Annotated in this window: 33 protein-coding genes; 18 read left to right on the top strand and 15 right to left on the bottom strand. The window is 67.0% G+C overall.

Annotated elements, in window-relative coordinates:
* Positions 1-79 precede the first annotated feature (79 nt).
* Both HZS54_RS17110 and HZS54_RS17105 read right to left on the bottom strand, forming a co-directional pair.
* A complete protein-coding gene (locus HZS54_RS17110) occupies positions 80-853 on the bottom strand; it encodes a DUF1405 domain-containing protein (protein WP_179918293.1) in 774 nt (257 codons plus the stop codon).
* A gap of 59 nt (positions 854-912) precedes the next feature.
* Positions 913-3,066 (bottom strand): alpha-L-arabinofuranosidase, encoded by a 2,154-nt coding sequence (locus HZS54_RS17105; protein WP_179918292.1) that lies wholly within the window; start codon positions 3,064-3,066, stop codon positions 913-915.
* 119 nt (positions 3,067-3,185) lie between these two features.
* On the opposite strand from HZS54_RS17105, the gene pdxS reads away from it, so the two are divergent.
* Positions 3,186-4,094: a pyridoxal 5'-phosphate synthase lyase subunit PdxS gene (gene pdxS / locus HZS54_RS17100; protein WP_179918291.1), complete on the top strand. Its 909-nt coding sequence runs from the start codon at positions 3,186-3,188 to the stop codon at positions 4,092-4,094.
* A gap of 53 nt (positions 4,095-4,147) precedes the next feature.
* Here pdxS and HZS54_RS17095 read toward each other — a convergent pair whose 3' ends face one another.
* Entirely contained in the window at positions 4,148-4,690 is a 543-nt protein-coding gene (locus tag HZS54_RS17095) for a hypothetical protein (RefSeq protein WP_179918290.1), read from the bottom strand.
* Between the two features lie 121 nt (positions 4,691-4,811).
* On the opposite strand from HZS54_RS17095, the gene HZS54_RS17090 reads away from it, so the two are divergent.
* Positions 4,812-5,969: a mechanosensitive ion channel family protein gene (locus HZS54_RS17090; RefSeq protein WP_179918289.1), complete on the top strand. Its 1,158-nt coding sequence runs from the start codon at positions 4,812-4,814 to the stop codon at positions 5,967-5,969.
* A gap of 52 nt (positions 5,970-6,021) precedes the next feature.
* Here the strand turns inward: HZS54_RS17090 and HZS54_RS17085 are convergent, their stop codons facing one another.
* A complete protein-coding gene (locus HZS54_RS17085; RefSeq protein ID WP_179918288.1) occupies positions 6,022-6,339 on the bottom strand; it encodes a hypothetical protein in 318 nt (105 codons plus the stop codon).
* A 136-nt stretch (positions 6,340-6,475) separates the two neighbouring features.
* Entirely contained in the window at positions 6,476-7,402 is a 927-nt protein-coding gene (gene uppS, locus HZS54_RS17080; RefSeq protein WP_179918287.1) for a polyprenyl diphosphate synthase, read from the bottom strand.
* Between the two features lie 126 nt (positions 7,403-7,528).
* On the opposite strand from uppS, the gene HZS54_RS17075 reads away from it, so the two are divergent.
* Positions 7,529-8,452, top strand: coding sequence for a metallophosphoesterase (locus HZS54_RS17075; RefSeq protein ID WP_179918286.1), 924 nt, complete (start codon positions 7,529-7,531; stop codon positions 8,450-8,452).
* Between the two features lie 36 nt (positions 8,453-8,488).
* Here the strand turns inward: HZS54_RS17075 and HZS54_RS17070 are convergent, their stop codons facing one another.
* The 6 genes from HZS54_RS17070 to HZS54_RS17045 all read right to left on the bottom strand — a co-directional run bounded on the left by HZS54_RS17070 (position 8,489) and on the right by HZS54_RS17045 (position 11,115).
* Positions 8,489-8,737, bottom strand: a complete 249-nt coding sequence (locus HZS54_RS17070; RefSeq protein ID WP_179918285.1) for a type II toxin-antitoxin system RelE family toxin — start codon at positions 8,735-8,737, stop codon at positions 8,489-8,491.
* Positions 8,738-8,740: 3 nt separating this feature from the next.
* On the bottom strand, positions 8,741-9,091 hold the full coding sequence (locus tag HZS54_RS17065; RefSeq protein ID WP_179918284.1) for a winged-helix domain-containing protein: 351 nt from the start codon (positions 9,089-9,091) through the stop codon (positions 8,741-8,743).
* A gap of 299 nt (positions 9,092-9,390) precedes the next feature.
* Complete coding sequence (locus tag HZS54_RS17060; protein WP_246391677.1) at positions 9,391-10,401, bottom strand: tyrosine-type recombinase/integrase; 1,011 nt, start codon at positions 10,399-10,401, stop codon at positions 9,391-9,393.
* Positions 10,402-10,424: 23 nt separating this feature from the next.
* Entirely contained in the window at positions 10,425-10,640 is a 216-nt protein-coding gene (locus HZS54_RS17055; protein ID WP_179918283.1) for a hypothetical protein, read from the bottom strand.
* On the bottom strand, positions 10,637-10,942 hold the full coding sequence (locus HZS54_RS17050) for a hypothetical protein (protein WP_179918282.1): 306 nt from the start codon (positions 10,940-10,942) through the stop codon (positions 10,637-10,639). Before HZS54_RS17050 ends, HZS54_RS17055 begins: the two co-directional genes overlap by 4 nt.
* Positions 10,939-11,115, bottom strand: coding sequence for a hypothetical protein (locus HZS54_RS17045; protein WP_179918281.1), 177 nt, complete (start codon positions 11,113-11,115; stop codon positions 10,939-10,941). The genes HZS54_RS17050 and HZS54_RS17045 overlap by 4 nt, the downstream gene beginning before the upstream one ends.
* Positions 11,116-11,570: 455 nt before the next feature.
* Here HZS54_RS17045 and HZS54_RS17040 point away from each other — a divergent pair, with 455 nt between their 5' ends.
* Positions 11,571-11,837: a winged helix-turn-helix domain-containing protein gene (locus HZS54_RS17040; RefSeq protein ID WP_179918280.1), complete on the top strand. Its 267-nt coding sequence runs from the start codon at positions 11,571-11,573 to the stop codon at positions 11,835-11,837.
* A 28-nt stretch (positions 11,838-11,865) separates the two neighbouring features.
* Here HZS54_RS17040 and HZS54_RS17035 read toward each other — a convergent pair whose 3' ends face one another.
* On the bottom strand, positions 11,866-12,102 hold the full coding sequence (locus tag HZS54_RS17035) for a hypothetical protein (RefSeq protein WP_218927078.1): 237 nt from the start codon (positions 12,100-12,102) through the stop codon (positions 11,866-11,868).
* Positions 12,103-12,678: 576 nt separating this feature from the next.
* Between HZS54_RS17035 and HZS54_RS17030 the strand changes: the two genes are divergently transcribed.
* Positions 12,679-12,852 carry a hypothetical protein gene (locus tag HZS54_RS17030; protein WP_179918279.1) on the top strand — a complete coding sequence of 58 codons (174 nt, stop codon included), beginning with the start codon at positions 12,679-12,681 and terminating at the stop codon, positions 12,850-12,852.
* 21 nt (positions 12,853-12,873) lie between these two features.
* Here HZS54_RS17030 and HZS54_RS17025 read toward each other — a convergent pair whose 3' ends face one another.
* The 3 genes from HZS54_RS17025 to HZS54_RS26490 form a co-directional block, all read right to left on the bottom strand.
* Entirely contained in the window at positions 12,874-13,140 is a 267-nt protein-coding gene (locus tag HZS54_RS17025; protein WP_246391676.1) for a hypothetical protein, read from the bottom strand.
* Positions 13,141-13,411: 271 nt separating this feature from the next.
* Positions 13,412-13,579: a hypothetical protein gene (locus HZS54_RS17020; protein ID WP_179918277.1), complete on the bottom strand. Its 168-nt coding sequence runs from the start codon at positions 13,577-13,579 to the stop codon at positions 13,412-13,414.
* A 25-nt stretch (positions 13,580-13,604) separates the two neighbouring features.
* Entirely contained in the window at positions 13,605-13,730 is a 126-nt protein-coding gene (locus HZS54_RS26490) for a hypothetical protein (RefSeq protein ID WP_281377687.1), read from the bottom strand.
* 273 nt (positions 13,731-14,003) lie between these two features.
* Here HZS54_RS26490 and HZS54_RS26485 point away from each other — a divergent pair, with 273 nt between their 5' ends.
* The 13 genes from HZS54_RS26485 (at position 14,004) to HZS54_RS16960 (ending at position 22,641) form a co-directional block, all read left to right on the top strand.
* Positions 14,004-14,135, top strand: a complete 132-nt coding sequence (locus HZS54_RS26485) for a hypothetical protein (protein WP_281377686.1) — start codon at positions 14,004-14,006, stop codon at positions 14,133-14,135.
* A 117-nt stretch (positions 14,136-14,252) separates the two neighbouring features.
* On the top strand, positions 14,253-15,770 hold the full coding sequence (locus HZS54_RS17015; protein ID WP_179918276.1) for a hypothetical protein: 1,518 nt from the start codon (positions 14,253-14,255) through the stop codon (positions 15,768-15,770).
* A 1-nt stretch (position 15,771) separates the two neighbouring features.
* Positions 15,772-16,227, top strand: coding sequence for a hypothetical protein (locus HZS54_RS17010; protein WP_179918275.1), 456 nt, complete (start codon positions 15,772-15,774; stop codon positions 16,225-16,227).
* A gap of 1 nt (position 16,228) precedes the next feature.
* The gene (locus tag HZS54_RS17005) at positions 16,229-16,570 is read left to right on the top strand and encodes a hypothetical protein (RefSeq protein WP_179918274.1); all 342 of its coding nucleotides are present in this window, start codon (positions 16,229-16,231) and stop codon (positions 16,568-16,570) included.
* Entirely contained in the window at positions 16,557-17,024 is a 468-nt protein-coding gene (locus tag HZS54_RS17000) for a hypothetical protein (RefSeq protein WP_179918273.1), read from the top strand. The genes HZS54_RS17005 and HZS54_RS17000 overlap by 14 nt, the downstream gene beginning before the upstream one ends.
* Position 17,025: 1 nt before the next feature.
* A complete protein-coding gene (locus HZS54_RS16995; RefSeq protein ID WP_179918272.1) occupies positions 17,026-17,310 on the top strand; it encodes a hypothetical protein in 285 nt (94 codons plus the stop codon).
* 84 nt (positions 17,311-17,394) lie between these two features.
* Positions 17,395-17,805 carry a hypothetical protein gene (locus HZS54_RS16990; RefSeq protein WP_179918271.1) on the top strand — a complete coding sequence of 137 codons (411 nt, stop codon included), beginning with the start codon at positions 17,395-17,397 and terminating at the stop codon, positions 17,803-17,805.
* A complete protein-coding gene (locus HZS54_RS16985) occupies positions 17,795-18,271 on the top strand; it encodes a hypothetical protein (RefSeq protein ID WP_179918270.1) in 477 nt (158 codons plus the stop codon). The genes HZS54_RS16990 and HZS54_RS16985 overlap by 11 nt, the downstream gene beginning before the upstream one ends.
* 1 nt (position 18,272) lies before the next feature.
* Positions 18,273-18,602, top strand: coding sequence for a hypothetical protein (locus HZS54_RS16980; protein WP_179918269.1), 330 nt, complete (start codon positions 18,273-18,275; stop codon positions 18,600-18,602).
* A complete protein-coding gene (locus tag HZS54_RS16975; RefSeq protein ID WP_179918268.1) occupies positions 18,599-18,820 on the top strand; it encodes a hypothetical protein in 222 nt (73 codons plus the stop codon). Before HZS54_RS16980 ends, HZS54_RS16975 begins: the two co-directional genes overlap by 4 nt.
* Complete coding sequence (locus HZS54_RS16970) at positions 18,817-20,529, top strand: hypothetical protein (protein WP_179918267.1); 1,713 nt, start codon at positions 18,817-18,819, stop codon at positions 20,527-20,529. Before HZS54_RS16975 ends, HZS54_RS16970 begins: the two co-directional genes overlap by 4 nt.
* Complete coding sequence (locus HZS54_RS16965; RefSeq protein ID WP_179918266.1) at positions 20,516-21,295, top strand: hypothetical protein; 780 nt, start codon at positions 20,516-20,518, stop codon at positions 21,293-21,295. The genes HZS54_RS16970 and HZS54_RS16965 overlap by 14 nt, the downstream gene beginning before the upstream one ends.
* The gene (locus HZS54_RS16960; RefSeq protein ID WP_179918265.1) at positions 21,295-22,641 is read left to right on the top strand and encodes a P-loop NTPase family protein; all 1,347 of its coding nucleotides are present in this window, start codon (positions 21,295-21,297) and stop codon (positions 22,639-22,641) included. The genes HZS54_RS16965 and HZS54_RS16960 overlap by 1 nt, the downstream gene beginning before the upstream one ends.
* The last annotated feature ends 16 nt before the right edge of the window (positions 22,642-22,657 follow it).

Genomic DNA, 22,657 nt, shown 5'->3' with positions numbered 1-22,657 from the left:
GGCCGACCCGGGGGTATAGCTTCGGACCGCGGAAGCACCTTCCCGGAGTTCTCGGCGACCGATGGCCGGGCGACCGGTCTCAGGCCGCACCGCGTTTCACCTTCTCGACGCGGGTCGCCAGCGCGAGGAACGCGGCGACCAGCGTGAGGACGACCGCCCAGGCCGCCGCGAGGTCGTGGGCGGGGACGGTGTGGTCGGGGAGCCCGGCCGCGACGAACGGCTCGGCGCGCAGCCAGGTGTGGTGTGGCCCCTCCAGGATCGGCCAGAAATAGTCGACCACGTCGTTGAAGCCGTACCAGGCGAGCGCGAGGGCGACCGACCCGACGGAGAGGGCGGCGTAGCGGTGGATCAGGAACGCCTCGACGGCCATCGCGAGGTGGCTGAGTATCAGGAACCAGTAGAGCCAGGCGGCGATGCCGCCGGGCCCGTTGAGGACGAGCTGGACGAACGGCGTCCACAGGCCGAGCTTGATACAGCCGAAGAAGGCGAGCGCGTGCAGCGGGTCGGCGTCGAGGTCGAGCTTCCAGGCGACCAGCGAGAGACCGATGAACAGCGTCGCGACGGGCGAGTCCGGGATGAGCGGGTAGGCGGCCAGCGGCGCGGCGCCCAGTTGCCCCCCGAGGATCGGCGGGGCGAGGTCGGTGGGTTGGCCGGCGTAGTACCAGAAGCCAAAGAGGGTGCCGACGAGGTTGACCAGCGCGATGGGCCACGCGAGGCGGAGACCCAGGTCCTCCAGCCAGTCGGGCAGCGGCGCGACGTAGGCGGGGAGGCCATCGCTGTCGGGCAGCGGCGCGTCGAAGTAGCGGGCGACGACCCGCTCGATGCGGCGACCCGCCCGGTTCACGGCCGACATGCTCGACCCTGTGGACGCCGCGCGCAAAACGATAGCGGTCGGACGGTCGAGCCGACGGATCAGTCGATCCGGAGGCGAGCCACCGCGGAGGGGGCGAGTTCGACCGCGACGGTCCCGTCGTCGCTCACGGTCTCGGTCGAGCGGTCGATCCTGTATGCGTCGGGTTCGGAGCGGGACTCCTGTTGGTCGTGGGGGCTGTCGGTCGGTTCCAGGGTGTCGACGGCGACCGAGCGGTCGGCCGCGTCGGGTCCGAGGTCGACCGTCACGGTCGCCCCCTCGGAGAGATTCCGATTGGCGAGGAAGACGGCCAGTTCCTCGCCCGCGTCGTCGACGACCGCCGTGGCGTCGACGTAGGGGACACCCTCCATGCGCTCGACCCGCGTCCCGAGTTCCGGGAGCGTCCGCGCGGGGCCGTCGACTTCGACACCGAGCGCGTGCCAGTCGCGGCCGTCGGCGAGCACCTCGGCGTAGAGCCGCTGGACCTGCGCGACGGGGTCGAGCGGCGTGGCGTTCGACCCCCCGGTGTCGGGGAACTGCTTGACCGGCATGTGGGTGTGCGAAGCGCGGCGGACGGCGTCGCCCTGTCGGACGAACGCGCCGAACATCCCCGCGGTGTAGGCGGCGCTGGCGGTCGTCCCCATTCCGATATCGGGCCAATCCTCCCCGAGGTGGGGGTACAGCCCCCACTCGCCGACGTTGATCACGAACGGGTCGACGCCGTGGGCCGCAGCGTCCGCGGCGAGATCCGCCAGCTCACGCTCGTACTGCGTCGGATAGGCGACGAGCGTCTCCATGTAGTCGATCGGGTCAGCGTCGTGGTCCTCAACCCACTCCTCGGGGCTGTCTTCGTCGCTGCGGCGGATCCCGAAGTTGTAGTGGTGGGTGTCGACGCCGTCGATGCGGTCGCCGACCTCGGCGAACAGCGCCTCGGCCCACTCGTCGGCGTCGGCCTCGAAGCGGGTGTACCCCGGGTCGAGCAGGTCCGCGAACACCGTGATATCCGGGTCGACAGCGGTCATCGCGTCGTAGTAGGCGTCGACGCCCGCCCGCTCGTCGGACCCCCCGGCGAACTCCCACGGGTCGGCGGTGTGGCCGAACTGCCACGGGCCCCAGACCTCGTTGCCGATCTCCCAGTACCGTACGTCGAAGGGCTCCTCGTAGCCGTGCTCGGCCCGCAGCGCGCCCATCTCCGTCTCGTCGGGGTCGCCGTTGCAGTACTCCACCCAGTCGGCGGCCTCCTCGGGGCCGATCTCCGCCCACCAGCCGACCGTGATCATCGGTTCGACGCCGATCCGCTCGCAGAGGTCGACGAACTCGGCCGTCCCGAGGAAGTTCGGTTCGAGACCGCTCCAGCCGGGCGCCTCGCTGACGGGGCGGTCTTCGAGCGGGCCGACGCCGTCGCGCCAGCGGTAGTGACTCGCGAAGTTGCCGCCCGGCCACTTGATGGACTCCACGGCGAGTTCCTCCATCCGCTCCAGCATCTCGGGGTTGAACTTTCCGTCGACGGCGTCGCCGGACAGCAACGTCGCCCAGTCGAGGTCGACGCCCCCCTCCCCCTCGGCGACGAACTCGAACCGGTACTCCCCGTGGGGGGCGGAGTTGTCCCGGAAGCCGCCGTCGGCCCCCTCGGCGGGGTACCGAACGTCGCTCTCACCGGCGAGTTCGAGCCGGAGGTCCTCGTGGCGGACCCACTCGTCGGTGACGGGAATCTCGACCGCGGCCAGCACCTCGCCGTCGAGGTCGGTGAGTCGCGCCTCGACCGCCTCGACGCCCTCGCCGCGGACTGAGACCGACAGGTCGTACTCGGCGGTGCGGTAGTCCGGCAGGGGGACTCGCTGGGAGACGCCGCCCGCGTCGCCGTCGACGGTCATCCGCTGGAAGCGGCTCCGGTCGCCGCCGTGGACGCCGCCCTCGGGGGTCTCGAACGTCGCGTCGCCGACCGGCTGCCAGGGGTAGGCGATCCCCTCGTGTTCGGGAATCTCGTCTTCGTCGTAGGCGAGACGGCTCCGTTCGGCGGTCTTCCGCTCGAAGCACCACGGTTCGAAGGAGTTGTTCGTCAGGTGTTCGGCGTAGATACCGGGGTAGATCTCGCGGCCGTAGTGTTCGACGTAGGCGCCGAAGATCCGCGGCGAGACCGACCAGTCGCTCCGGTCGCCGGCGTCGACCGTCACCTCGGTCGCGAACGGCTCCTCGCTCGACTGCGTGTCCGTCATGCTCGCGGCAACGGGCGAGTGCGGCAAATAACACACGGCGCCGGAACCTCGGGACGCCGACTCCGGCGAGACGGCGGCGAACGATACTCGTTAAGTGAGTCCGACGCCAAGCCGGGGGTATGACCGACGAAACGGACCTAGAGGAACTCCGCCGCGGGACCGAGCTGGTCAAGCGCGGGTTCGCCAAGATGCAGAAGGGCGGCGTCATCATGGACGTCGTGAACCGCGAGCAGGCCCGCATCGCCGAGGACGTGGGCGCCGTCGCGGTGATGAACCTCGAAGCCGTCCCCGCCGACATCCGCAAGCGCGGCGGCGTCGCCCGCATGGCCGACCCCGCCTCGCTCGAATCCATCATCGACGAGGTCTCCATCCCCGTCATGGGCAAGGCCCGCATCGGCCACACCAAGGAGGCCCAGATCCTCGAAGCGACCGGCGCCGACATGATCGACGAGAGCGAGGTCCTCACGCCCGCGGACGACCGCTACCACATCGACAAGCGCGACTTTACCTCCCCGTTCGTCTGCGGCGCCCGCAACCTCGGCGAGGCGCTCCGCCGCATCGACGAGGGCGCGGCGATGATCCGCACCAAGGGCGAGGCCGGCACCGGCGACGTGAACCAGGCCGTCCACCACCAGCGCAACATCAAAGGGGCCATTCGCGAGCTGGAGGGCGCGACCCACGAGGAGCGCGAGAAGTGGGCCCGCGAGAACGAGGCGCCCGCCGAACTCGTCCACGAGACCGCCGAGATGGGGCGGCTCCCCGTCGTCAACTTCGCCGCCGGCGGCATCGCGACGCCCGCCGACGCCGCGCTGATGATGCACCACGGCTGCGACGGCATCTTCGTCGGCTCGGGCATCTTCGGCGCCGAGGACCCCGAGGCGATGGGCACGGCGATCGTCGAGGCCGTCAACAACTGGGACGACCCCGAGACCCTCGCCGAGATCGCTTCCAACATCGGCGCCGGCATGAAGGGCGACGCCAACGCCGACCTGCCCGAGGAAGAGAAGATGCAAGGCCGCGGCGTCTGAATTTCGACCGGTTTCAGTTCTCTCTCCGCGTTCCGACCCGGGAGCGACGGCAATCAGCCCCCGGAGCCCTCCGGCGGCACGACAGCGGCGGCGCTCGACCGACGGCGGAGGTACCCGAGCACGACGCCGACCGCGCCCGTGAGGAGGATCGGCGTCCCGACCGTCGCGACCAGGGCGATGAGCGTCCCGATCAGCCCGTACCCGACGACGCCGACGAGATAGGCCGCGATCAGAAGCGGCGTGATCAGCGAGACGTTCGTCACCGGACCGACGTACATCGGTATCGTCATGCCGAGGACGGCCAGCGGCCCCGCGATCACCAGCGTCAGCCAGCCGACGAACATCCCCGAGAACGCGTCCGTCCGTATCCTCGACACGGGGTCGACAGCGGTTTCGAGTCGATGGACGAGCACGCCAGAGAGCACGGCGGCGACGGTCGACGAGCCGACGAGCATCCCCGCCGAGATCAGAAATAGACCGTAGGGACTCACGAGCGTGACGTACGCGGCCGTGTACGCCAGCGCCGTCAGCCCGTAGACGGCACCGATCACGAGCGGCCTGTCCCAACCGGCACTCGACGCCGCTCGTCGGTTCATAGCGTCCCCGACGGCGCCCGCCCATTTGTAGGTTCGCTGCCCGGATCGCGCCGCGCCGCGACACTCGCGGTCGGGCCGACAAGCGCAACGCCCAAGACTGTCGACTCACGAACCCCGAGGTATGCTACAGGCGACGCCGGTCGACGCCGCCCGGTCGTTCCTCACGGGGTTCGAGACGCTCGGCGCCCGGCTCGGCGTCACCGCGTTGCTGCTCGCCGTCGTCGCGACCTTCGGCTGGCTGGTCCTCCCGCGGCTGATCCAGGGGGTTCAGGACTCCGCCCTGCAGTGGGCCGTCAGCGGAGCGGTGTTGCGCGCCGCACAGCTGTCCCTGCTCGTCGGCGGCGGCTTCTCGCTGGTGTACCTCTGGGGATACGGCCCGGCGCTCGCGACGCTTGCCGACGAGTTGACGAACGACCAGGAGCTTCAGGCCCTCGGGCGCGCTCTGGGTTCGGTGGCCGTGTTCTTCGCCGCGTACGCGGTCGCCCGATACCTCTCCAACGCCGTCACCAACCTCGGCCGCCACGCGGAGTGGCTGACCGACCACCAGGAGGAGATCCTCCTGCGGACCGCCCAGCTGTTCCTGTTCGGCTTCGCGGGGATCGTCATCCTGGGGATCTGGGACACGAACCTCGGCGGCCTCCTCGTCGGCGCCGGCTTCCTCGGCATCGTCGTCGGCTTCGCCGCCCGCCAGACGCTGGGCTCGCTCATCGCCGGGTTCGTCCTCATGTTCTCCCGTCCCTTTACCATCGGCGACTGGGTGGAGATCGGCGGCGAGGAGGGTATCGTCACCGACATCACCATCTTCCACACCCGCCTGGAGAACTTCGACGGCGAGTTCGTCATCATCCCCAACGACCGCGTCTCCGACCGACCGATCACGAACCGGAGCCAGAAGGGGCTGTTGCGCATCCGCGTCGACGTGAGCATCGACTACGAGACCGACCCCGACCGCGCCAAGCAGGTCGCCATCGAAGCCATCTCCAACTGCAGCGAAGTCGTCGACGCCCCGCCGCCCCAGGTGTTCCCCAAGGAGTTCGGCGACTCGTCGGTCGTCCTCGAGATGCGCTTCTGGATCGACCACCCTACCCCACCGCGAAAGTGGAAGGCCGTCTCCGCCGTCGTCAGCGCCGTCAAGGCCGCCTTCGAGGAGGAAGACATCAAGATCCCCTTCCCCCAGCGGGAACTCACCGGCCGCGCCGAGACCGGCGGCTTCAACGTCCGCGGCCGGGCCGGTCCGAACGCCGAGGACGCGCAGGCGGAAGCGCGCGGGAACGACTGAACAGTCGCAGGAGTGCCGCCGCAGAAGACTCCCTCTCGACCGGATCTCGAAGTTACTCGACGCCGAAATACCCCTCGACGACGAGCGCGAAGCCGACGATCCACACGCCAGCGAGGCCGGTGACCGCGGCGACGTGGAACGCCCAGGTGAGGCCGCTCCCGCCGACCAGCGGCGTCGCCATCGCCTCGCCCACCCAGGCGAGCGGGCCGGCCGTCCCGGGACGAGTCACCGCCACCAGAAACGCCGTCACGACCGCCGGTCCCGCCGCACCGAGGAGCGCGAGCCCCAGCCGGCGACTCGCCCGCGCGACGCTGCGCGGCCGCGTGCCGTGCGTCACGAACGCGTCGGCGTCCGACCCCGAATGTGCCATGATAGATGATGCCACACGCCTGGTCTACTTAAGCGTACCGTCACGTGGGTACAAGTGGCACGCAATCGAGGCCGACGATCGGCTATCGGGCCATCGAGTCACCGGAATCAGGTTCGCGAGCGCGGGAACGAACGGCTCAGTCGGCGGTGCGTTCGAACTCGGCGTCGGTCTCCGATTCGAGGGCCTCGCGTTCGGCGCTCGGGAGCGCGTCCTTGAACCGCCGGAGGACGCGTCGGGCGTCGTTGACCTCGGCGCCGCCGAGCGCACGGACCAGCGCGAGCGCCCGCCGCGCGCGGGTCTTCCGCCAGGACTCCTCGCGGTGTTCGTATGTCCGGATCGCCCGCAGGAAGTCGACCTTCCGGAACTCCGGCCAGTAGGGCGTACAGAAGTAGACGGCCGCCTCGTTGCCGTTGGCGTGCCACGGCAGGAAGTTCGACGTGCGCTCGTCGCCGCCGGTCCGCACGATCAGGTCCACGTCGCGGCTCGGCCCCTCGTAGAGCCGCCGTTCGATCGTCTCGACGTCGATATCCCCGGCGTCGAGCGCGCCGCGCTCGACCTCGCTCGTCACGTCCCGGGCCGCCGAGAGCAACTCGGCGCGGCCGCCGTACGCCAGCGCGATGTTCAGCTGGAGGTTGTCGTACCCCGCGGTCCGGCGCTCGGCGTAGTCGATCGCCTCGCGCACCCGCTCGGGCAGTTTCTCCGTCTCGCCGATCGCCCGGATCCGGACTTCCGAGTCGTGGACCCGGTCGGCGTCGGCGAACTCGCGGAGCTTCTCGCACAGCAGGTCGAACAGCGCCTCGTTCTCCTCCGCCGGGCGCTCGAAGTTCTCCGTCGAGAAGGTGTACAGCGTCAGCTCGTCGACGCCGGTCTGCCGACACCACTCCAGTACCTGCTCGGTCGTCTCCGCGCCCGCCCGGTGGCCGTCCGAGGCGTCGTCGCCCCGCTGTCGCGCGTACCGCCGGTTGCCGTCCTGGATGACGGCGACGTGACTGGGCGTCCCCGACAGCTCGAGTTCGAGCAACCGCTCGTAGGCCGCGTGCGCCCACTGCCGCACTCTATCCATCTGTCTATGTTCTTTCAGCCCCGCGATATGAGTTTTGTGTTTAGCGCGAGCGAGAGGACCCCTCCGAAGCCGTTTTGATGCCCTGCGGTGTATCCATCGGCTGACAGACCGCTCTACCCGTCCGCCATGATAGATCTCACTCCCGACCATGACGACTCGATGCCCCGCGCCGCTCGCGACGGCGTCGACGCGCTCGACGCCGACAGCCCACGCATCGTCAGCATCAGCGACATCCACGGCTATCTCGACGCCGCCCGCTCGGCGCTTACAGCCGTCGGCGACCACCCCGACTTCGACCCGCTCGTCGAGGTCGACGCGGACGGCCGGCTCCACTGGGCCGACGGCGACGAGTCGGTGCTGGTGTTCAACGGCGACCTCGTGGATCGCGGCCCCGACAACGCCGCCGTCATCGAACTCGTCGAACGCCTCGCCCGCGAGGCCCCGCCGGGCCACGTCCGCGTCACGCTGGGCAACCACGAGTGGGGCGTCCTCTTCCAGGACCTGGTGAGCTGGGAGACCTGGTTCTCGGGGCAGCAGTCCGACGACGACCGCCGCCGGCTCTGCGAGGCCATCGCCGACGGCCACGTCGTCGCCGCCTACGACGGCTACGCGTTCACCTACGCCCACGCCGGTCGGGTCCGTGACTACGACGCCGCGGGACTGAACGACCGGTTCGCCGAAGCCGCCGGAGAGCTTCGCGACGCGATCGGCACCGACGACGACGAGGCGACCCAGGAGCGTCTCGTCGACGACTATCAGGAGGTCCTCGGCATCGGTCGCGGCGGCGGCCGCGCCTTCGGCGCCGGCATCGCCTGGCTCGACTTCAAGTTCCTGAGCGACGACGCGCCGCTCCAGATAGTGGGCCACACGCGCCAGGACGAGGTCGTCCAGAAGGGCAACGTGGTCTGCGAGAACGTCATCCGCGCGAATCTGGAGGAGTCCGGCGGCGAGGCCGTGATGGTAGAGACCGAGGGGGAGTTGGTGGCTCTGGAACGACGGGGCAACGGGGGCGTTCGGAAGCGGGCGTTCGAGATTCCCGACGGGGACTGAGCGGCCGTCTGCTCGTTTTTCGCCTCGGGGAGGGCGCTACTCGTAGAACCCGTCTCGGTGGCCGATCCGCTGGACGCGAAGCTCCCCGTCGTCCCGTCGCCAGTCGACAACCGCGCGATAGTCGCCGATCCGGAGCCGGTAGTCGTCGCGACCGCTCAGCGGCTTCAGGAAGCGTCCGGGAGCCTCGCCGGCGTCGCGAAGTTTCGCCTTCACGCGCTCGCTCACGTCGTCGGTCTGGTCGGTCAACCACTCCCTCGCCTGCGGCGACAGCAACACCTCGGCCATCCGTTACAGGTCGTTGAGTGCGGTGTACTCGTCGCGGTCGGCGTCCGCCAGCTCGTCGGCGTCCGCGGCGACGTCGGGATCGAGCCGCGGCGCGACCAGTGCGGTCCATCCGACGGCCCGCGCACCGAATCGCTTGCTGGACACCGTGCCATCGTCCTCCATCGAACGGAGTCGCCGCCGCACGGTCTCGTCGGACACGTCGATATCGAAGCGGTCGTACAGCGCGTCGACGATCTCCGAGGCCGCGAGCATGGGCTCCTCGGCGTCGGTCTCGTAGTCGAAGACCTTCAAGAGGTCCTGTTCGGTGAGCTTTCTGGAGTAGCGACCGCCGGTGTCGCGCGCATTCTCGCTCATAGTCTGCTGTTACTGGGGCGCAGTGATAACAGTTTTGCACGTGCCACGTGGTTCGAGGAACAAGGTCGGACGGGTACTCTCGGCGTGCCGAGTCCCGGGCAAGAAGAGCACGTTCGACGCCGCGCTCGGACGCGCGATCTACGGTGACCGACTCGAAAGAGTAAAACTCCGCGGAGAAGCCGCTAGCCCTTTTAATGAAGTGGGACCGCCGAGCCTCGAAATCTCGGCAGATCGGCACTGCCCACGGCTGTACTTGTCGAACCGGTCTTCGGTGGTGTGGGCAGTTTTTATACTCATGGTTACTCGGATTCCATCCGCTCGATGTACGGGCGCCGCCGCTCCTCGAGCTTCTCGAGGGCGGTAGCGTGGTCGTAGTACTGTTCGATCGTCTCGATCGACGCGTTCACCCGCTCGGCGACGACCTCCGGCGGGAAACCCAGGTCGCGCTGCCAGATGATCGAGCCCGTCCGGACCTGATGCGGTGACCGCGACGACGGGCACTTGCTCGCCTGGTGCGGGTCCTTGAAGTCGCAGGTATCCGCCTCGTAGCCGTGCGGGCACGCAGTATGGAGGCACGGGAAGGTGACCCGGTAGCTCCAGTCGCGGATCGTGTTCGTCGCCGGTCGGCCCTGCGACGTGGTGAACAACGGCTGGCGGCCGTGGTCGTCGTGGAGATCGTGGCGGTGGTGTTGGAGATAGTGGTCGATCGCGTCCGCCACCGACCGGGGGAAGCCGACCGGGCGCTCGCCGTCGAGCTTGTTTTTCAGCGGCGTGTCCGTGTCCGGCCGGTGGTGGAACTCGACGCGCCGGTTCTCGCTGTCGTAGTCGCGAACGTCCAGCGCTCGGGTGCCGCCCATCCGGGCGCCGGTGTGCCAGGCCAGCTCGAGCCAGGCGTGGCGCACCGTCCCGTAGAGCGGCGGCGTGTTCCGGTAGTAGTCCAGCAGCGGACGAGCGTCGTCGGGGTGGAGTTTCGTCTCGTCGGACTGTTCGGAGTCCGGTACGTCCGGGACGTGGACCTTCTCAGAGAGCCCCTCGTCGACGGCCTCGATGCGCTCCAGGTACTTGATCCAGTTCCGGATCGTCTTCATTTCGTTCTGGAGCGAGGTGCCGGCGATATCCTCGGCGAGACGGTCGTTCTCGTAGGTGTCGAAGTCCCAGCCGGTCAGCTCGGAGACGGTCGCGATGCCGCGCCCCTCGCACCACTCGACGAACAACTTCAGCCGGTAGAAGTACGTCTCCAGCGTCTCCTCGCTCTTGCTGGTCTTCTGCTGGTTCAACCAGCGTTCCATCGCTTCGCGAGCGGTCAGCATCCGGGGACCACGTTCTCGACCGTTCATCGGTGGTCGCCGTGGCCCTCCTGGTCCGTGTCTACTGAGTACTCAGGCTCTCCGCGGTAGTAGCCCATCTTCCAACCGTAGCAGCGTCCGCACAGGGTACGACCGTTGACGTATGCGACGGTTTTGAGCACTCTCGGACAGTTTTCGCATTCGTCAGGCGCGTCCTCGTCGGACCGGACGTTAATAGCACTCGGCCGGTCAGTTCCGCTCATCGGCATCCTCCTGCGTGCTCCGGACAGACCGGGACCATCTTCGGGTAGTACTCGTCTTCGGCGGACAGGTCGAAGCCGTCGACCACGACGGGGTCCCACGTTCGGCTGCAGAAGTGGCACTTCACGGTCTCGGCGTGCGGATCGACGAACGGCGGGCGCTCAGTGCCGCCGTCGGCTCGCAGGCGAGCGGAACAACACTCGGCCGCCGCCTCGGCGTTGAAGTACTCGGCTTCGCAGCCACCGCACTGGTGCTGGGGAGAGACCGGCTCGTCGGTCGGACCGACGATACGCCGGGCGTTCATGCAGGGCACCTCCATCCCTCGAACACTGCATCCGCACACCTCGGGTGGAGAACGTAGTCGTCGGCCTCGTTGCGGTCGCGCGTCCGGACGGTCTCGGCGTCGACCTTGACGTGGTCCTGGTCGAGCGGGACACTGCGGCCGCACACCCCGCAGGTCGCCGACTCGGTGTTCACCGCTCGACACCTCCGTTCGCCTTGGTGCCGCCGTCGGTCGCGAGCGATGCGTCTGTCTCTGTCGATGGGTCTTGCATAGTCTGACTCGGAATCTGGTGTCCGCAGGGGTCGGCACGCCGCAGCCCGGGACCGTCCGCTTTGATCCCGTCGATCGCGGTGCTGCACGTCGGGCAACTGTCTGGAAATCGGTGCTTATCCGCCGTATTCCGGGTATATTTTTGAGCCCGGGGGTCGTTTGCCATAGCAGGTCACCTGATTGACCGACACGACGCCCGTGCTGGCACACGGGCGTCGACCCCCGTTTTCCGAGAGTCGACGACCCCGAGGAGCGCCGTGTCGATCTGACTCGTATGGTTATCCTGGCGTAACTTAGTTATTGCGGCGTTCTTAGGAACCCCAAAGTAACTTATGTTCGGGATATGAGAGTTTATGCATGATACGTTTGAGAGTGGTGTATGGGCGATTCGGACGAGTCGGGCGATCGAGGAGGTCGAAGGCCAGTGGTTTCTGACGAGCAGATTCTCGAACTGATTCTGGATTCGTCCGATCCAGTCGTATCTGCCCCTGAACTGGCGAGTGAGTTCCCGGTGAGCAAAACGGCAGTATACAAGCGTCTCCGAGACCTCCAAGATCGGCGTCTTGTCGATTCCAAGAAGATCGGGCAGGGGCGCGCGTGGTGGATTACTTCCGAGGGTCGTGAGTTTCTGGACGACCCCGAGTAGCTTCCTCGCGAAAACGGCTACGCATTCTTCAGGCATAGTAGATCCCGGGAGCGTCGAAGTCCAGCTCGACCTCGTCGCGGGTTAGGCTCCGCCCGGTCTTCTGGTCGATCGCCTCGTCGATCTCCGGCTCGGCGTCCTCGTGCCAGGAGTTCGCGCAGCTGTGGCAGTACCAGTGATTGTTCGTCGGCGCGACCTTGTGCCCGTTCGGACAGCGGAGCCGCCAGCTATCCTCCTGCGTCTCGATCCTCAGTTTCTCGGCCGACATGTCCGGTCACCGAGTTTGAGATGTGGTATATAAAAACCGAGTCTGAGGGTCACAGTGAAAGTGAAACGTCGGATTTGAGGGATAGATATACCCGAGAATCAGGCGAGTGGCAAGTACTCGGTAGGTGAAAGTAATGAAAGTGGTTGCCTCACTTCTCTCCACCCAATTTGGCCCTTGTTCACCGGAATTTTCGTGCCTATATTTAAGCCCGGGGGTGGTAGCCAGGTTGTATGAAGCCGAAGTTACTCGAACGCGATATGTATCATCGGATAGATGGCGACTGTGAACGCGGCCAGGAGCTACTATACCACGGAGGCCCGTTAGTCTACTACCAGCGGTTCCACATTGAGACTGAACTTGAGCGCGATCCGTGTCCTGTCTGTTATGATGGATACACGCATGTGAGCGCTCCTGGTCTCCTACCGTAAGCGTGTCTCCGAACCGCCCAGTAACGGGGCCAAATTACTCATCGGAATGGCCACCGAGAATGACAGACTGTTTCACCCTCTAAGCGCCCTCATATAAGTCAAACCAGACGGTAAAACGAAAAAGAGGTAGCTGATAATGGTCAAAAGTATGCGCGGGAACCTTGATGCAGAGGCTATCGAAGATCTCGAGGAAACACTGAAAGATGAACTGGGTCAAGTTCGAGAAGAGAACCAGACGGTGGCCCAGAGACAGCGATGGATAACGGCTGGAATCTTGGTAGTATCCACTATTCAGGCTTTGATGCTTGCAGGAATCCTGTAAGCCTCTGCAGTTCACTCAGTTCTACTCTCGCTCACCCACGGACCAGCGGCGCTCGTACTCGACGGGCAGCTCGTCGGTGTCGAGAATCGTCGCGATCTCCTCGGGCGTGACCGAACCCTGATCCGTGGCGACGGTCATGAGTTCGTGGACCTGGCCCTTCGGGACCGCGCCGGACCCGCCAGCCATGCGGATGTAGTACTCGGCAGCGACATCGAGCGCCTTGCTTTTCGTGTTCTCGCCTGTGGCCTCAAGGAGGTGATCGAGCCGCCTCTCCCGAGACTCGGTCATTCTGATACGCATCGTTAAATTGCACACATCGCTCTCTCAGCGAGGATCTTCGCGCGACTGGAGACCAGATATCGAGCCGAATCGGCTGTTTGTCTCTGCCGGCCGACAGTTCTCGCGCTCGTGAGCGTTCGCGAGCGAGTGATATTGCACACGGGGGGTTGCGCGGTCGTGTGCAATATCGCGGATGCGTTTCTGTGCGCTCGCGACCGGGAGCGGTCGCGGTCAAACACGGTCGCACGGGGTTCGCGGGGGAGAAGTGATCCCGACATGGTCAGACGCGGAACGTGATCGTGCCGTCGTCCCAGTCGAGATCCTCGATCTTCAGTTCGTCGCCCTTCTCGATCCCGAACTCGTTGACGAACCCGGCGGGGAGACTCGTTCCGAGCGTTCCGGGACCCTGTGCCGTGACGGTACGGGAGTACTGCTTTTGACCCGACATGTGGTAACCAGTCGATTACCACTTATCAAAAGCATTCCCGGTGGGTGAACCCGTCTCTATCTATTCTCTCCCTATCGTCTACCGAGTCTCTGTGTAGAGGTTCCCCTATTATCTCCCAATCCTCGCGGCCAATTTGGAGGGTGTAGTCCATATGAAAGGCGTTCCGGCGCAACCCGCCGGGCTACCCCTACCCGCATCCGGGGGTGGTAGAAAACCATGGACTCGGACACCCAACGCGGCGAAGACGAGGCGGATCGGGACGAAACAGCGGAGCGACCGACGTGGCGCGACTGGCGCAACGTTGACAGGGGCGCATGACCCGCGACGACCGCGTCGACACGATCATCGAGGGCATCGAGGACCACGGCAGCGGCTCGATCCGCGACGACGTGCTCCTCGAGGTCCTCCGAGAGCGGAGGGACGCGTGACCGTCGCGACGGCGATCGCCGGCCTGGCGGTCGTCGGCGGGCTGGCGGCGCTGTCGATCGGCGCCGCACGCTGGCGTGACCGCCAGCACGCCCGAGCCCAACTGGATCGGCTCGGGAGGGACACGTGACCGACGAGCCGCGAGGACTCGCGTGCTCGGATGCGTTTCTCGAGTACCTCGGAGCGTTCCGCGACTCCTACCCGAAACTCGGTGTACAGCCTTCGAACCAGCGGTATTCAACCAGACATGATTTCGGATCAACTCAGACGTAGTGGAATCGCAGCGCTCGCCGTCTTCGCGGCCATCATGGTCGCGACGGCGACACCAGCCGCGGCGGCGTCGCCGGGGCTCAACTTCTCGGACGACAAGACGCCCAACCCGACGATCGTCGAGGACGAACTCACGATCCACGAGCACGACCGCGCTCAGATGGGCGACCCGCTCGAGTACTACAACGACGCGGGCGAGGTAACGACCCTCAACGCGTCGGTCAACTCCTCGCAGACGACGCCGGTCGGCCTGCGCTTCGACAAGGTCAACGCCGAGGCGTTCGGCCAGTTCCCCAGGATCGACGCCGAGAGCGACAACTGGGCGACGTGGACCAGCGCGGCCAACTGGACCACCACCTCGGGCGCCAGCTCGTCGGTGTCGGTGACCGACGCGGACGCCGACGGCGTGGAGAAAGTGGGCGTCGACGCGTCGGTCGCCAGCACCGAGACGGCGACCGCGACGTTCGGCCAGAACGTCTCCCTCGAGTCGGACCCCAACAAGCGGGTGCTCACCTTCGGCGGGACCGTCGACGAGCTGACCACCGACGCGACCGTGGAGGTCCGCGTCGTCGACGGTGACGGCGACTACCGCTACGCGGACATCAACGCCTCGCGCATGGCGTCGGACGAGACGGTCATCGCCAACGGCACCGGCACGAGCCTGGTCTTCCAGGAGCGCGTCTCGAACTTGCCGCTCGTCGCGGGCGGCGACGGCACGCTCGACTCGATCCAGCAGATCGACGTGGTCGCCAGCGAGGCGAACGCCGAGGTGACGATCTCGTGGCTCGACGCCGACCGGAAGGGCGAGGTCGACCTCGCGGACATCGAGCGCGACACCGACGACGACGGCGACCTCGAGACGACGACGGTCACCAACATCTACGAGGGCGGCGTCACGAACATCACCAGCCTGTCGACGCTCGGTGACACGTTCGACACGGCGACGATCGCTGATTTGAGCGTCTACAACGTCAGCTACGCGCTGTCGGACCTGACCGACGAGAGCGAGTTCTCGGTCAACTTCTCCAGCGGGGACGCCTACAACTACCCGGAGAAGCTCGAACTCTACGGCGACCTGTCGGTCAAGACCGCGATCGACCTGAGCCACGGAGACCTCGCGCTGGAGTTCGACCAGGGGCTCATCAACGAGCGCTACGCGGTGCTCGAGGTCGGCAGCGGCGTCGACTCGTCGACGGGCTTCGGCAACGCGTCGGACTCGGCCATGACCGGCATGACGGGCGCGCTCTCGGGCCAGGACACGACCGCGGAGCTGGTCTCGTCGGCGACCGCCGACACGAACTACCGGTTCCACGCGGTGATCCTCTACCAGACTGAGGAGGTCGACACGATTCAGGACACGTCCGCCGGCATGGGGCCGACCGGCTCCGGCGGCGGCGGGTTCTTCGGCGGCATCTGGGGCCAGATCACGGCGGTCGTAGCGATGGTGGGCGGAGGCCTCGGGCTCTCGCGCCTGTTCGGCGGCGGAGGGAACTAACATGTCCGCGGCCGGTGGTCCGCGCGTTCGCCGGCTGTTCAACCGAGCGGCCGAAGCCGGCGATCTCCGGACGGTGATCTTCCGGGGGATCGGAGCCGTGCTGTTCGCTGGCGGCAGTGCCGTCGCCTCGGGTGTGCTGACGGTCGCCGACCTGATCATCATCCCGGTGTCGGCCATGGCGACCGCGAGCGGCGAGCTCGTCTCGGCGATCTTCGGCGGGTCGGCACAGATCATCAACGTCGGCGCGATCGCGACGGCGCTGTCGATCGGCCCCGGCGGGATGTTCAACCTCGGGCCGCTCACGTTCGCGCTCGGGTTCGGCGCCGTGCTGCTGGCGCTGTACCTGGTCGTGGCGTATCTGAGCGAGGACCCGACGGGCAACTTCGTCCCAGGGATCCCGTTCGACATCCCGACGCCGGGATTCGCGGGGCCGGAGGAAGACGACGAGGACGGCTAACATGGTCGAACCCGGCGAGTACATCGACGGCGTGACGATTCGCTGGGGGCGCGTAGCGTCGACGCTGTTCGGCGCGACGATCCTCGCGTACTTCCAGGGATCCGTCGCGACGTTCCTGTCGTTCGTCGACATCCCGCTCGGGCTCGTGGGCGGGCTCGGCGAGTTCCTCGGATCGTTCGTCGCGGTCGTGCTCGGTCTCTGGCCGGCGCTGATCCGCGGCGGCTGGGCTGGCGCCGCCGGGTTCGTCTCCGAAGCGGGGATCGCCGGCTACGCGGTCGCGATCGGGCTGGTACTGGTCGCGTTCTACATCGGAACGAGGGTGATCTCCTATGCCACCAACTGACGGCAGCGACGGCGGTGGTGGGCTTTTCATCGGCATCCCGACGGCCTGGGTCAGTCCGCTCCGTGAGATCGCGGCGCTCTATCGCGAGTACGGGTCGATCCCGCGAGCGATGGCGGCGATCATCTCGACGTACGTCGTCGAGTCGGTGTTCGGCCTCGGGAGCTACGTCGTCGCATCGGTGCTGTCGGTGTTCGACTACGCCACGCTGTCGCTGGCGTGGGTCCAGGTACAGCTCTCGGGCGCGTTCGCGTTCGTGGGCTTCGACATCCTGAGCGCGTTCCGCTGGGTACAGATCCAGCTCGGGAGCGCAGCCCAGGCCGCTGGACCGCTCGCGCCACTCGTCGCGATCGCGATCGGGGCGGTGACGCTTGCGGTGCTGTATCGAGCGGGAATCGCACTGTTGGGCGAGCTGCCGGGCGGGAGTTCGCTCGTCGATTTCCTGGGGCTGAGATGACATGCAGGTGATAGAGCGACTCAAGCATCCAGTGACGGGGCTCGCGGTGGTCGTGAGCGCGATCGGGCAACTCGGCTTCGGCGCGTTCGAACCAGCGTGGGCGCTCGTCTCGTCGACGGCGACCTACTGGTTCCCAGCGCTCGCGACGAGCGGCGCGACGATCCTTCCGGAGCTGGGCTTCCCGAACCTCGGGACCCAGGTGCTCCTGGGAGCGGCGCTGGTGTACGTCGGGGTACAGCTCGACAGACTGGTCGACAAGATTCAAGACTGGCAAGAAGACAGATGAAACGGATTCACACGGCGGAAACGGCGCACAGACAGTCCTCGCGGCGAGGGCGCAACACCCCACCCGCATGCGGGGGTGATCGGCGTGCCTGGTAACATTCTGTCGGGGCTCGACTTTGTCGGGGCGTTCCTGATGGGGTTCGTGCTGGTGCTGTTGGTCGTCCTCGGGCGGTTTCTGATGGCCTACGCCCGGGTTCGTGACCGTCGCGACGCGCTCTCGACGGCGACGGCGATCACCGGTCGGTGGGCGCTGGCGCTGATCCTCGGTGGCATGAGCGCGGTCGCCGTCGGACTCGTCCAGTTCGGCGACATCGTCGGAGTCGCGTTCGGCTTCATCGTCGGACACCCGTACTTCGTCACCAACTTCGGGATTCTCGGGATCGGCGCTGGCGGGCTCTCCGGGCTGATTTCGATCTCCGGCCAGCAGTTCATCGGGATCGGGATGCTGATCGTCGGGGTCGTGTTCCTGAGCGTGGAGGTGGACGATGCGGTCTAACCCGTTCGAGGTCGACGACGCGCGACTGTCGGACCTCGGGATCCCTGGCATGTTCGGCCTGGCGCTGGCCGTCGGCGCGGTCGTGCTTGCGGTCGAGCAGGGACTCAAAGGCAACGTGACTGCTGGTATCGTGCTCGGCGGGTTCCTGGGCCTGATCGGCGCCGGAATCGCTCATGACGACGCGACGCCAGAGTGTGACGCGACGTGCGCCGCCTGCGGCGAACGGGTCCGGAGCCACGCAAGTCGTGACGGTGTCGACGAGTTCGTCGAGGTCCATTCGTCGGGATCGCCGCGGCGTATCTCTCTCGGCCCGCTGTCGGTCGTGAAAGAGGAACAGACGCTCGAAACGGTCTACTGTTCCGGGGCGTGCGCCGCTGCTGACGACCGAGTGCTCCTCGAGCGCGACGGCGAGCGACTCGAACCGGTCCAGACGAACGAGGGCGACCGCCGCGAGGAGGTGGTCTGACATGCTCCCCGAGTCGGTCCCGGTAGAGGGCGCTCGCCTGGCCGGCGCGGCGGTCGGCGTGCTGCTGATCGTCTACTGGCTGATCGAGCGGCTCCGCGGCGAAGGCCATGACCCGGTACTCCGTATGTCGTCGTCGAGCGACACGGGCTCGGCGTCGTTCCTCGTCTCCGGCACCGCGGCGGTCGTGGTCGTCGCCGCGATCGTGGCGGTGCTCCTGCTGGGTGTCGGCACGGCGGCACCGCTCGTATCGAACCCGGCGCCGGTGCTCGCGTTCCTGGCGCTACTGGCGTTCGCTCACTGGGTCTACGAGAAGGAGGAGAGCGAGACATGACCGACCCGTACTCGCTTCGGACGCTCGCCCATCCGGAGCTCCGCCGTGATACGGCGGTGACGTTCGGGATCCTCGCGATCGCCGCGGTAGCAGCGGGCCTCGCGACGCCCAGCGGAAACGTGGTGTCGCTCGGGCTGGCGCTCGTCGGGATCATCGGCGGGACGCACGGGCTCGGAGAGCTCGACGACAAGGCGAGGGAGCTCGAGAGCGAGGCATGACCCGCACGTCCACCGCATCCCTCGCGGCGCTGCTGCTGGTCGGCCTCCTGATCGCGGCGCCGATCGTCGCGACGGTCGCCGTCGACGGCGCCGCAGCGACGGCCGCGGCCAACCAGTCGGCCAGTCCGTCGAGCGACAGCGAGTTCACGCTCTCCGAGCTGAAGCGCGACGGCGCCCACCAGCAAGTCGACAGCGTCCGCATGGCCAACACGGACGACCTGATGTACTGGCTGGTGTACTGGCCGGCGAACGACGTGTTCGCCAACCCTGGCGGCGACCAGGGCGGCCAGTATCTCCCGGCGAACCACTCGGTCGGCCGAAACACTGTCTACCTCCGGACGTGGGCGTTCGACAGCCGCGAGGAGACGGTTCACATGGTCTTCTGGAATGAGAAGACCCGAACCGTCGAGCGGGGCAACACGACCGTCGTCGAGCCCTACGCGGCCAACGTCAACCACGTGGAGCGGGAGGTGACCGTCGACCGCGGTCGACCGACCGTCGCGATCGACATGCCGAACCACCAGTCCCAGAAGCGCGTGACCATGTGGATCGAAGACAAGGACTGGGCGCGGTGGACGTTCCGACACAAGAGTCTCGCGACCACGCAGGCGGTCAACATCGACAGCGCCGGCGACTACCTCGCGTCGGTGATCAGCGACTTCCTCGTGTGGATCATCGTCGGCGGGTTCCTCGTCGGCTGGATCTGCAAGATATGGATCGACCGCGCCGGCGAGGGACCGGGCTACTCGCTCACTGCGTGGTTCCTCGGACTGTCGTTCGCGACCGGTCTCGGCTCGCTGATGTTCTACGAGAGCGTCGCGAGCCTGGTTGTCAACGCCCACATCGTGCTGTCGGCCTACGTCGTCGGGGTCATCGCCATCATCATGCTCGAGATGCGCTCGAACGGCGTCTCGAAGGCGATGCTCCTCCAGCCCAAGCTCAGCTACGCCGAGTCGCCGACCGGTGACGAGGCGTGGGACATGCTCGACGCCGAGCTCGAGGAGGCGCGGATCGTCCGCGGGACCGACGGCACGGTCTCGGTGATCACTCGCGGGTTCCTCCCGTCACTGGCGCGAGCGTTCGGCGCGACGGCCCGGCTGTACAACGCCGAGAAGCTCCGAACGCGGGTCAACCTCCAGAACTCGAAGTGGGACGAACTGTTCGTCGTCGATCCCGAGGCGGACGAGATCCTCCACTACGAGCCGGAGGGCTGGGAGCTGACGACGTCGCCGCTCGACCGCGAGCACGCCCCGACCTACGGCGCGATCGCGCTGGCGTTCGTGGTCGGTGGCCTCGGCATCCACTTCGGCGGCGTCTCGCCGTGGCTGGTGATCGGCGCGCTCGGCGCCGGGCTCCTGACGTGGGCGGCCGAGCCGGTCAGCGGCGAGGCGTACGTCGAGCCGGCGCCGGTCCACATCCGGACCGCCGTCGCAACGATGTTCCAGCTCACCGAGGATGTCGACGACGCGAAGACGCTCGACCAGGCCAAGGAACAGGTCGACAAACTGCGGGTCCGACGCCAGCAAGAAGTTGAGCGCGAGGTCGAGAAACACGACCGGACCCTCGTCGAGGAAGCGCTCGACCCGGACGCGGAGATCCCGTCGACGATCGGCAGTGACGACGGCGACGACGACGAGGTTCTCGACCGGCGCCGTGAGAACGCCGAGGGCGCGACCTCCGAGGGAGGTGTCCCGAGTGACGACGACTAACCCGCGCGAGGAGCCGGACCCGTACCGGCCGGCGCTGGTGACGCTCTCCGAGGGCGTTCACGAGCGCGTCGACGAGCTGCGGGACGGCCTCGATTCCGAGCGACGCGTACTCGAGTGGCTGCAGGAGATCACGATCCGAACGCTGGGGCGACTGGACCTACGCGTCTACGATGACATCACTCGGCAGTTCCGCGGCCAGCAGGGCGTCCTCCTGGCGTCGTTCCTCTGCCCCGACGCTCGTCGGGGGAACATGGTCAAACTCGACCACGATGCCGCCGAGCGAGTCCGTGAGCACTTCGTCGCCAGCTACGTCGTCCCGGCCCATCGCGACGCGTTCCGCCGGCTGCGCTCGGACGCGATCGAGTACGCGGAGGGCGCCGACGACGGCGACGCCCACGACCCCAAGCGCCAGCGGTTCATCGCGATGCGGCCCGAGTTGAACGAACTCGAGGAGTGGCAGGAGCGCGCGCTCGACTCGCTCCTCGAGGGCTTCGACGAGCGGGGCGACCTGCTGGACTGGGGCCACGATCTCCTGCTGGCCACTCACGGCGAACTCGATCAGGACTGGATCACTCGCGTCTACCGGGAGGACTCCGCCGTCGACGTGCTGACCGGCGAGTCCGTCGCCGACCAGCGCGCTCGCCTGCTGTTCGCGGCCTATCACGTCCTCCCGCGGTACCGTGCGGGCGTCCGCGTACTGTGTGGACGCGCGAAAGAGACCCCCAGCGTCGGCCAGGGCGCCGACACCGAACCCCCGGACTGGTAATGAGCACGATCATCGAACCGAAAGCCGATTCGCAGGAGCAACTCCGAGAGCAACTGGCCGCGGTCACCGACCCGCACGAGAAATCGTGCCAGGCGCTCGGCGACGTGGGTCTCCCCAACCACAACGACGGGGAGGCGATGCACCAGCACTTCGGGATCCCGCCGCTGCACAAGTATCTCGCCGACGCCGAAAAGAAGGGGTCGTCGGTGGCGGAGTTCCCGCGGGCGTTCGTCGACCAGCTGGTCTACACGGACCAGCGCGACCTCGAGGTCCTGCGAGCGCTGACCGGCGAGGTCGACTATGACCCGCGTGACCCGAAACCCTCGCACGAGGCGCTGGAGCGGTACCCGCCCTACCGGGCGAAGGTCATGGAGTGGCTCGCCGACGACCCTGACCGGGCGAGTGACATTCGCTCGGTGAAAGGGACGGACCTGCTGGTCCACGGCGAGCCCGGCGGCGGGAAGACGACACTCGCGCTGTCGCAGATCCTCTGGCGGATGCAGGTCAACAACGAGACGTGCATCTGGGCGGAGTCGGTCGACGAGTCGGGGACCAACGAGCGGACCGAGTGGATGGCTTTCGCGCCGTTCGCGACGCTCGCGATCCCTGCGGGCCTGGACACGCGCGTCCGGATCGTTCCCGAGGACGCCACCGTCGACGAGTTCGAAGTGCGGCCGGAAGACATCGCTCGCGACGTGATCCGCTACGAGTCCGTCCAAGACCTCATGGCCCAGCTGATGCCGGGCCAGTTCTACGTGATCTTCCCGGACCCGCTGCACCGCGGGTGCAGCGAGGTCTCACAGTTCAACTACTTCAACCACCGCCAGACGACGCCCGTCGACGAGGAGGGACCGAACCAGCCGACCGACGCCGACCAGTGGTGGTTCGCGTTCGTCGCGCACCGAATCTCCGGTGACGTGTTCGTTCACCCGACGTTCATCAATCTCGACGAGGCGGGCAACATCCTGGACCCGGACGCCGAGAAGGACATCCACCAGCACTACCAGATGATCAAGTGGTTCCGGGACAAGTACGCTGACGCCCGGAAAAAGGGGCTCTCGTTCTCCTACCAGTCGCACGCGCTCAGCGAGATCAATTCGTTCGCTCGGCAGAAAATCCGCTGGCGGCTGACGATGAACGGCAACGCGCCGCCGATCGGGCGGACGCTGCCGGGCGACCGGAAGTGCCCGCTGAATACGGATCTCACCTCGGACATGGACGAGGGGATGGGCGTCTCCTGGAAGGCGCCGCACTTCGCCCAGGTGAAGTGGCCGAACCTGAAGGCCCAGGCCAAGCTCGACGCCGAGGTCAGCATCGACTTCCGCAACTGGCAGGAGGCGATCTGAGATGCTCGGCGAAAAA

Origin of the sequence: Halosimplex pelagicum, assembly GCF_013415905.1 — an archaeon.
GTDB lineage: Archaea > Halobacteriota > Halobacteria > Halobacteriales > Haloarculaceae > Halosimplex > Halosimplex pelagicum.
Note: the sequence above shows the minus strand (reverse complement) of the source record. Positions and strands in the feature narration are given on the sequence as shown.

Coding starts and splice junctions, on each gene's coding strand:
- HZS54_RS17095 (WP_179918290.1), bottom strand. CDS start 4,690: ATGAACCGACGAGCGGCGTCGAGTGCCGGTTGGGACAGGCCGCTCGTG.
- HZS54_RS17110 (WP_179918293.1), bottom strand. CDS start 853: ATGTCGGCCGTGAACCGGGCGGGTCGCCGCATCGAGCGGGTCGTCGCC.
- HZS54_RS17090 (WP_179918289.1), top strand. CDS start 4,812: ATGCTACAGGCGACGCCGGTCGACGCCGCCCGGTCGTTCCTCACGGGG.
- HZS54_RS16975 (WP_179918268.1), top strand. CDS start 18,599: ATGACCGACCCGTACTCGCTTCGGACGCTCGCCCATCCGGAGCTCCGC.
- HZS54_RS17015 (WP_179918276.1), top strand. CDS start 14,253: ATGATTTCGGATCAACTCAGACGTAGTGGAATCGCAGCGCTCGCCGTC.
- HZS54_RS26490 (WP_281377687.1), bottom strand. CDS start 13,730: ATGGACTACACCCTCCAAATTGGCCGCGAGGATTGGGAGATAATAGGG.
- HZS54_RS17040 (WP_179918280.1), top strand. CDS start 11,571: ATGGGCGATTCGGACGAGTCGGGCGATCGAGGAGGTCGAAGGCCAGTG.
- HZS54_RS16970 (WP_179918267.1), top strand. CDS start 18,817: ATGACCCGCACGTCCACCGCATCCCTCGCGGCGCTGCTGCTGGTCGGC.
- HZS54_RS17050 (WP_179918282.1), bottom strand. CDS start 10,942: ATGAACGCCCGGCGTATCGTCGGTCCGACCGACGAGCCGGTCTCTCCC.
- HZS54_RS17030 (WP_179918279.1), top strand. CDS start 12,679: ATGCGCGGGAACCTTGATGCAGAGGCTATCGAAGATCTCGAGGAAACA.
- HZS54_RS17105 (WP_179918292.1), bottom strand. CDS start 3,066: ATGACGGACACGCAGTCGAGCGAGGAGCCGTTCGCGACCGAGGTGACG.
- pdxS (WP_179918291.1), top strand. CDS start 3,186: ATGACCGACGAAACGGACCTAGAGGAACTCCGCCGCGGGACCGAGCTG.
- HZS54_RS17020 (WP_179918277.1), bottom strand. CDS start 13,579: ATGTCGGGTCAAAAGCAGTACTCCCGTACCGTCACGGCACAGGGTCCC.
- HZS54_RS17075 (WP_179918286.1), top strand. CDS start 7,529: ATGATAGATCTCACTCCCGACCATGACGACTCGATGCCCCGCGCCGCT.
- HZS54_RS16995 (WP_179918272.1), top strand. CDS start 17,026: ATGCAGGTGATAGAGCGACTCAAGCATCCAGTGACGGGGCTCGCGGTG.
- uppS (WP_179918287.1), bottom strand. CDS start 7,402: ATGGATAGAGTGCGGCAGTGGGCGCACGCGGCCTACGAGCGGTTGCTC.
- HZS54_RS16985 (WP_179918270.1), top strand. CDS start 17,795: ATGCGGTCTAACCCGTTCGAGGTCGACGACGCGCGACTGTCGGACCTC.
- HZS54_RS17000 (WP_179918273.1), top strand. CDS start 16,557: ATGCCACCAACTGACGGCAGCGACGGCGGTGGTGGGCTTTTCATCGGC.
- HZS54_RS17065 (WP_179918284.1), bottom strand. CDS start 9,091: ATGAGCGAGAATGCGCGCGACACCGGCGGTCGCTACTCCAGAAAGCTC.
- HZS54_RS17060 (WP_246391677.1), bottom strand. CDS start 10,401: ATGCTGACCGCTCGCGAAGCGATGGAACGCTGGTTGAACCAGCAGAAG.
- HZS54_RS16980 (WP_179918269.1), top strand. CDS start 18,273: ATGCTCCCCGAGTCGGTCCCGGTAGAGGGCGCTCGCCTGGCCGGCGCG.
- HZS54_RS17070 (WP_179918285.1), bottom strand. CDS start 8,737: ATGGCCGAGGTGTTGCTGTCGCCGCAGGCGAGGGAGTGGTTGACCGAC.
- HZS54_RS17025 (WP_246391676.1), bottom strand. CDS start 13,140: ATGACCGAGTCTCGGGAGAGGCGGCTCGATCACCTCCTTGAGGCCACA.
- HZS54_RS17085 (WP_179918288.1), bottom strand. CDS start 6,339: ATGGCACATTCGGGGTCGGACGCCGACGCGTTCGTGACGCACGGCACG.
- HZS54_RS17035 (WP_218927078.1), bottom strand. CDS start 12,102: ATGTCGGCCGAGAAACTGAGGATCGAGACGCAGGAGGATAGCTGGCGG.
- HZS54_RS17055 (WP_179918283.1), bottom strand. CDS start 10,640: ATGAGCGGAACTGACCGGCCGAGTGCTATTAACGTCCGGTCCGACGAG.
- HZS54_RS17010 (WP_179918275.1), top strand. CDS start 15,772: ATGTCCGCGGCCGGTGGTCCGCGCGTTCGCCGGCTGTTCAACCGAGCG.
- HZS54_RS16960 (WP_179918265.1), top strand. CDS start 21,295: ATGAGCACGATCATCGAACCGAAAGCCGATTCGCAGGAGCAACTCCGA.
- HZS54_RS17005 (WP_179918274.1), top strand. CDS start 16,229: ATGGTCGAACCCGGCGAGTACATCGACGGCGTGACGATTCGCTGGGGG.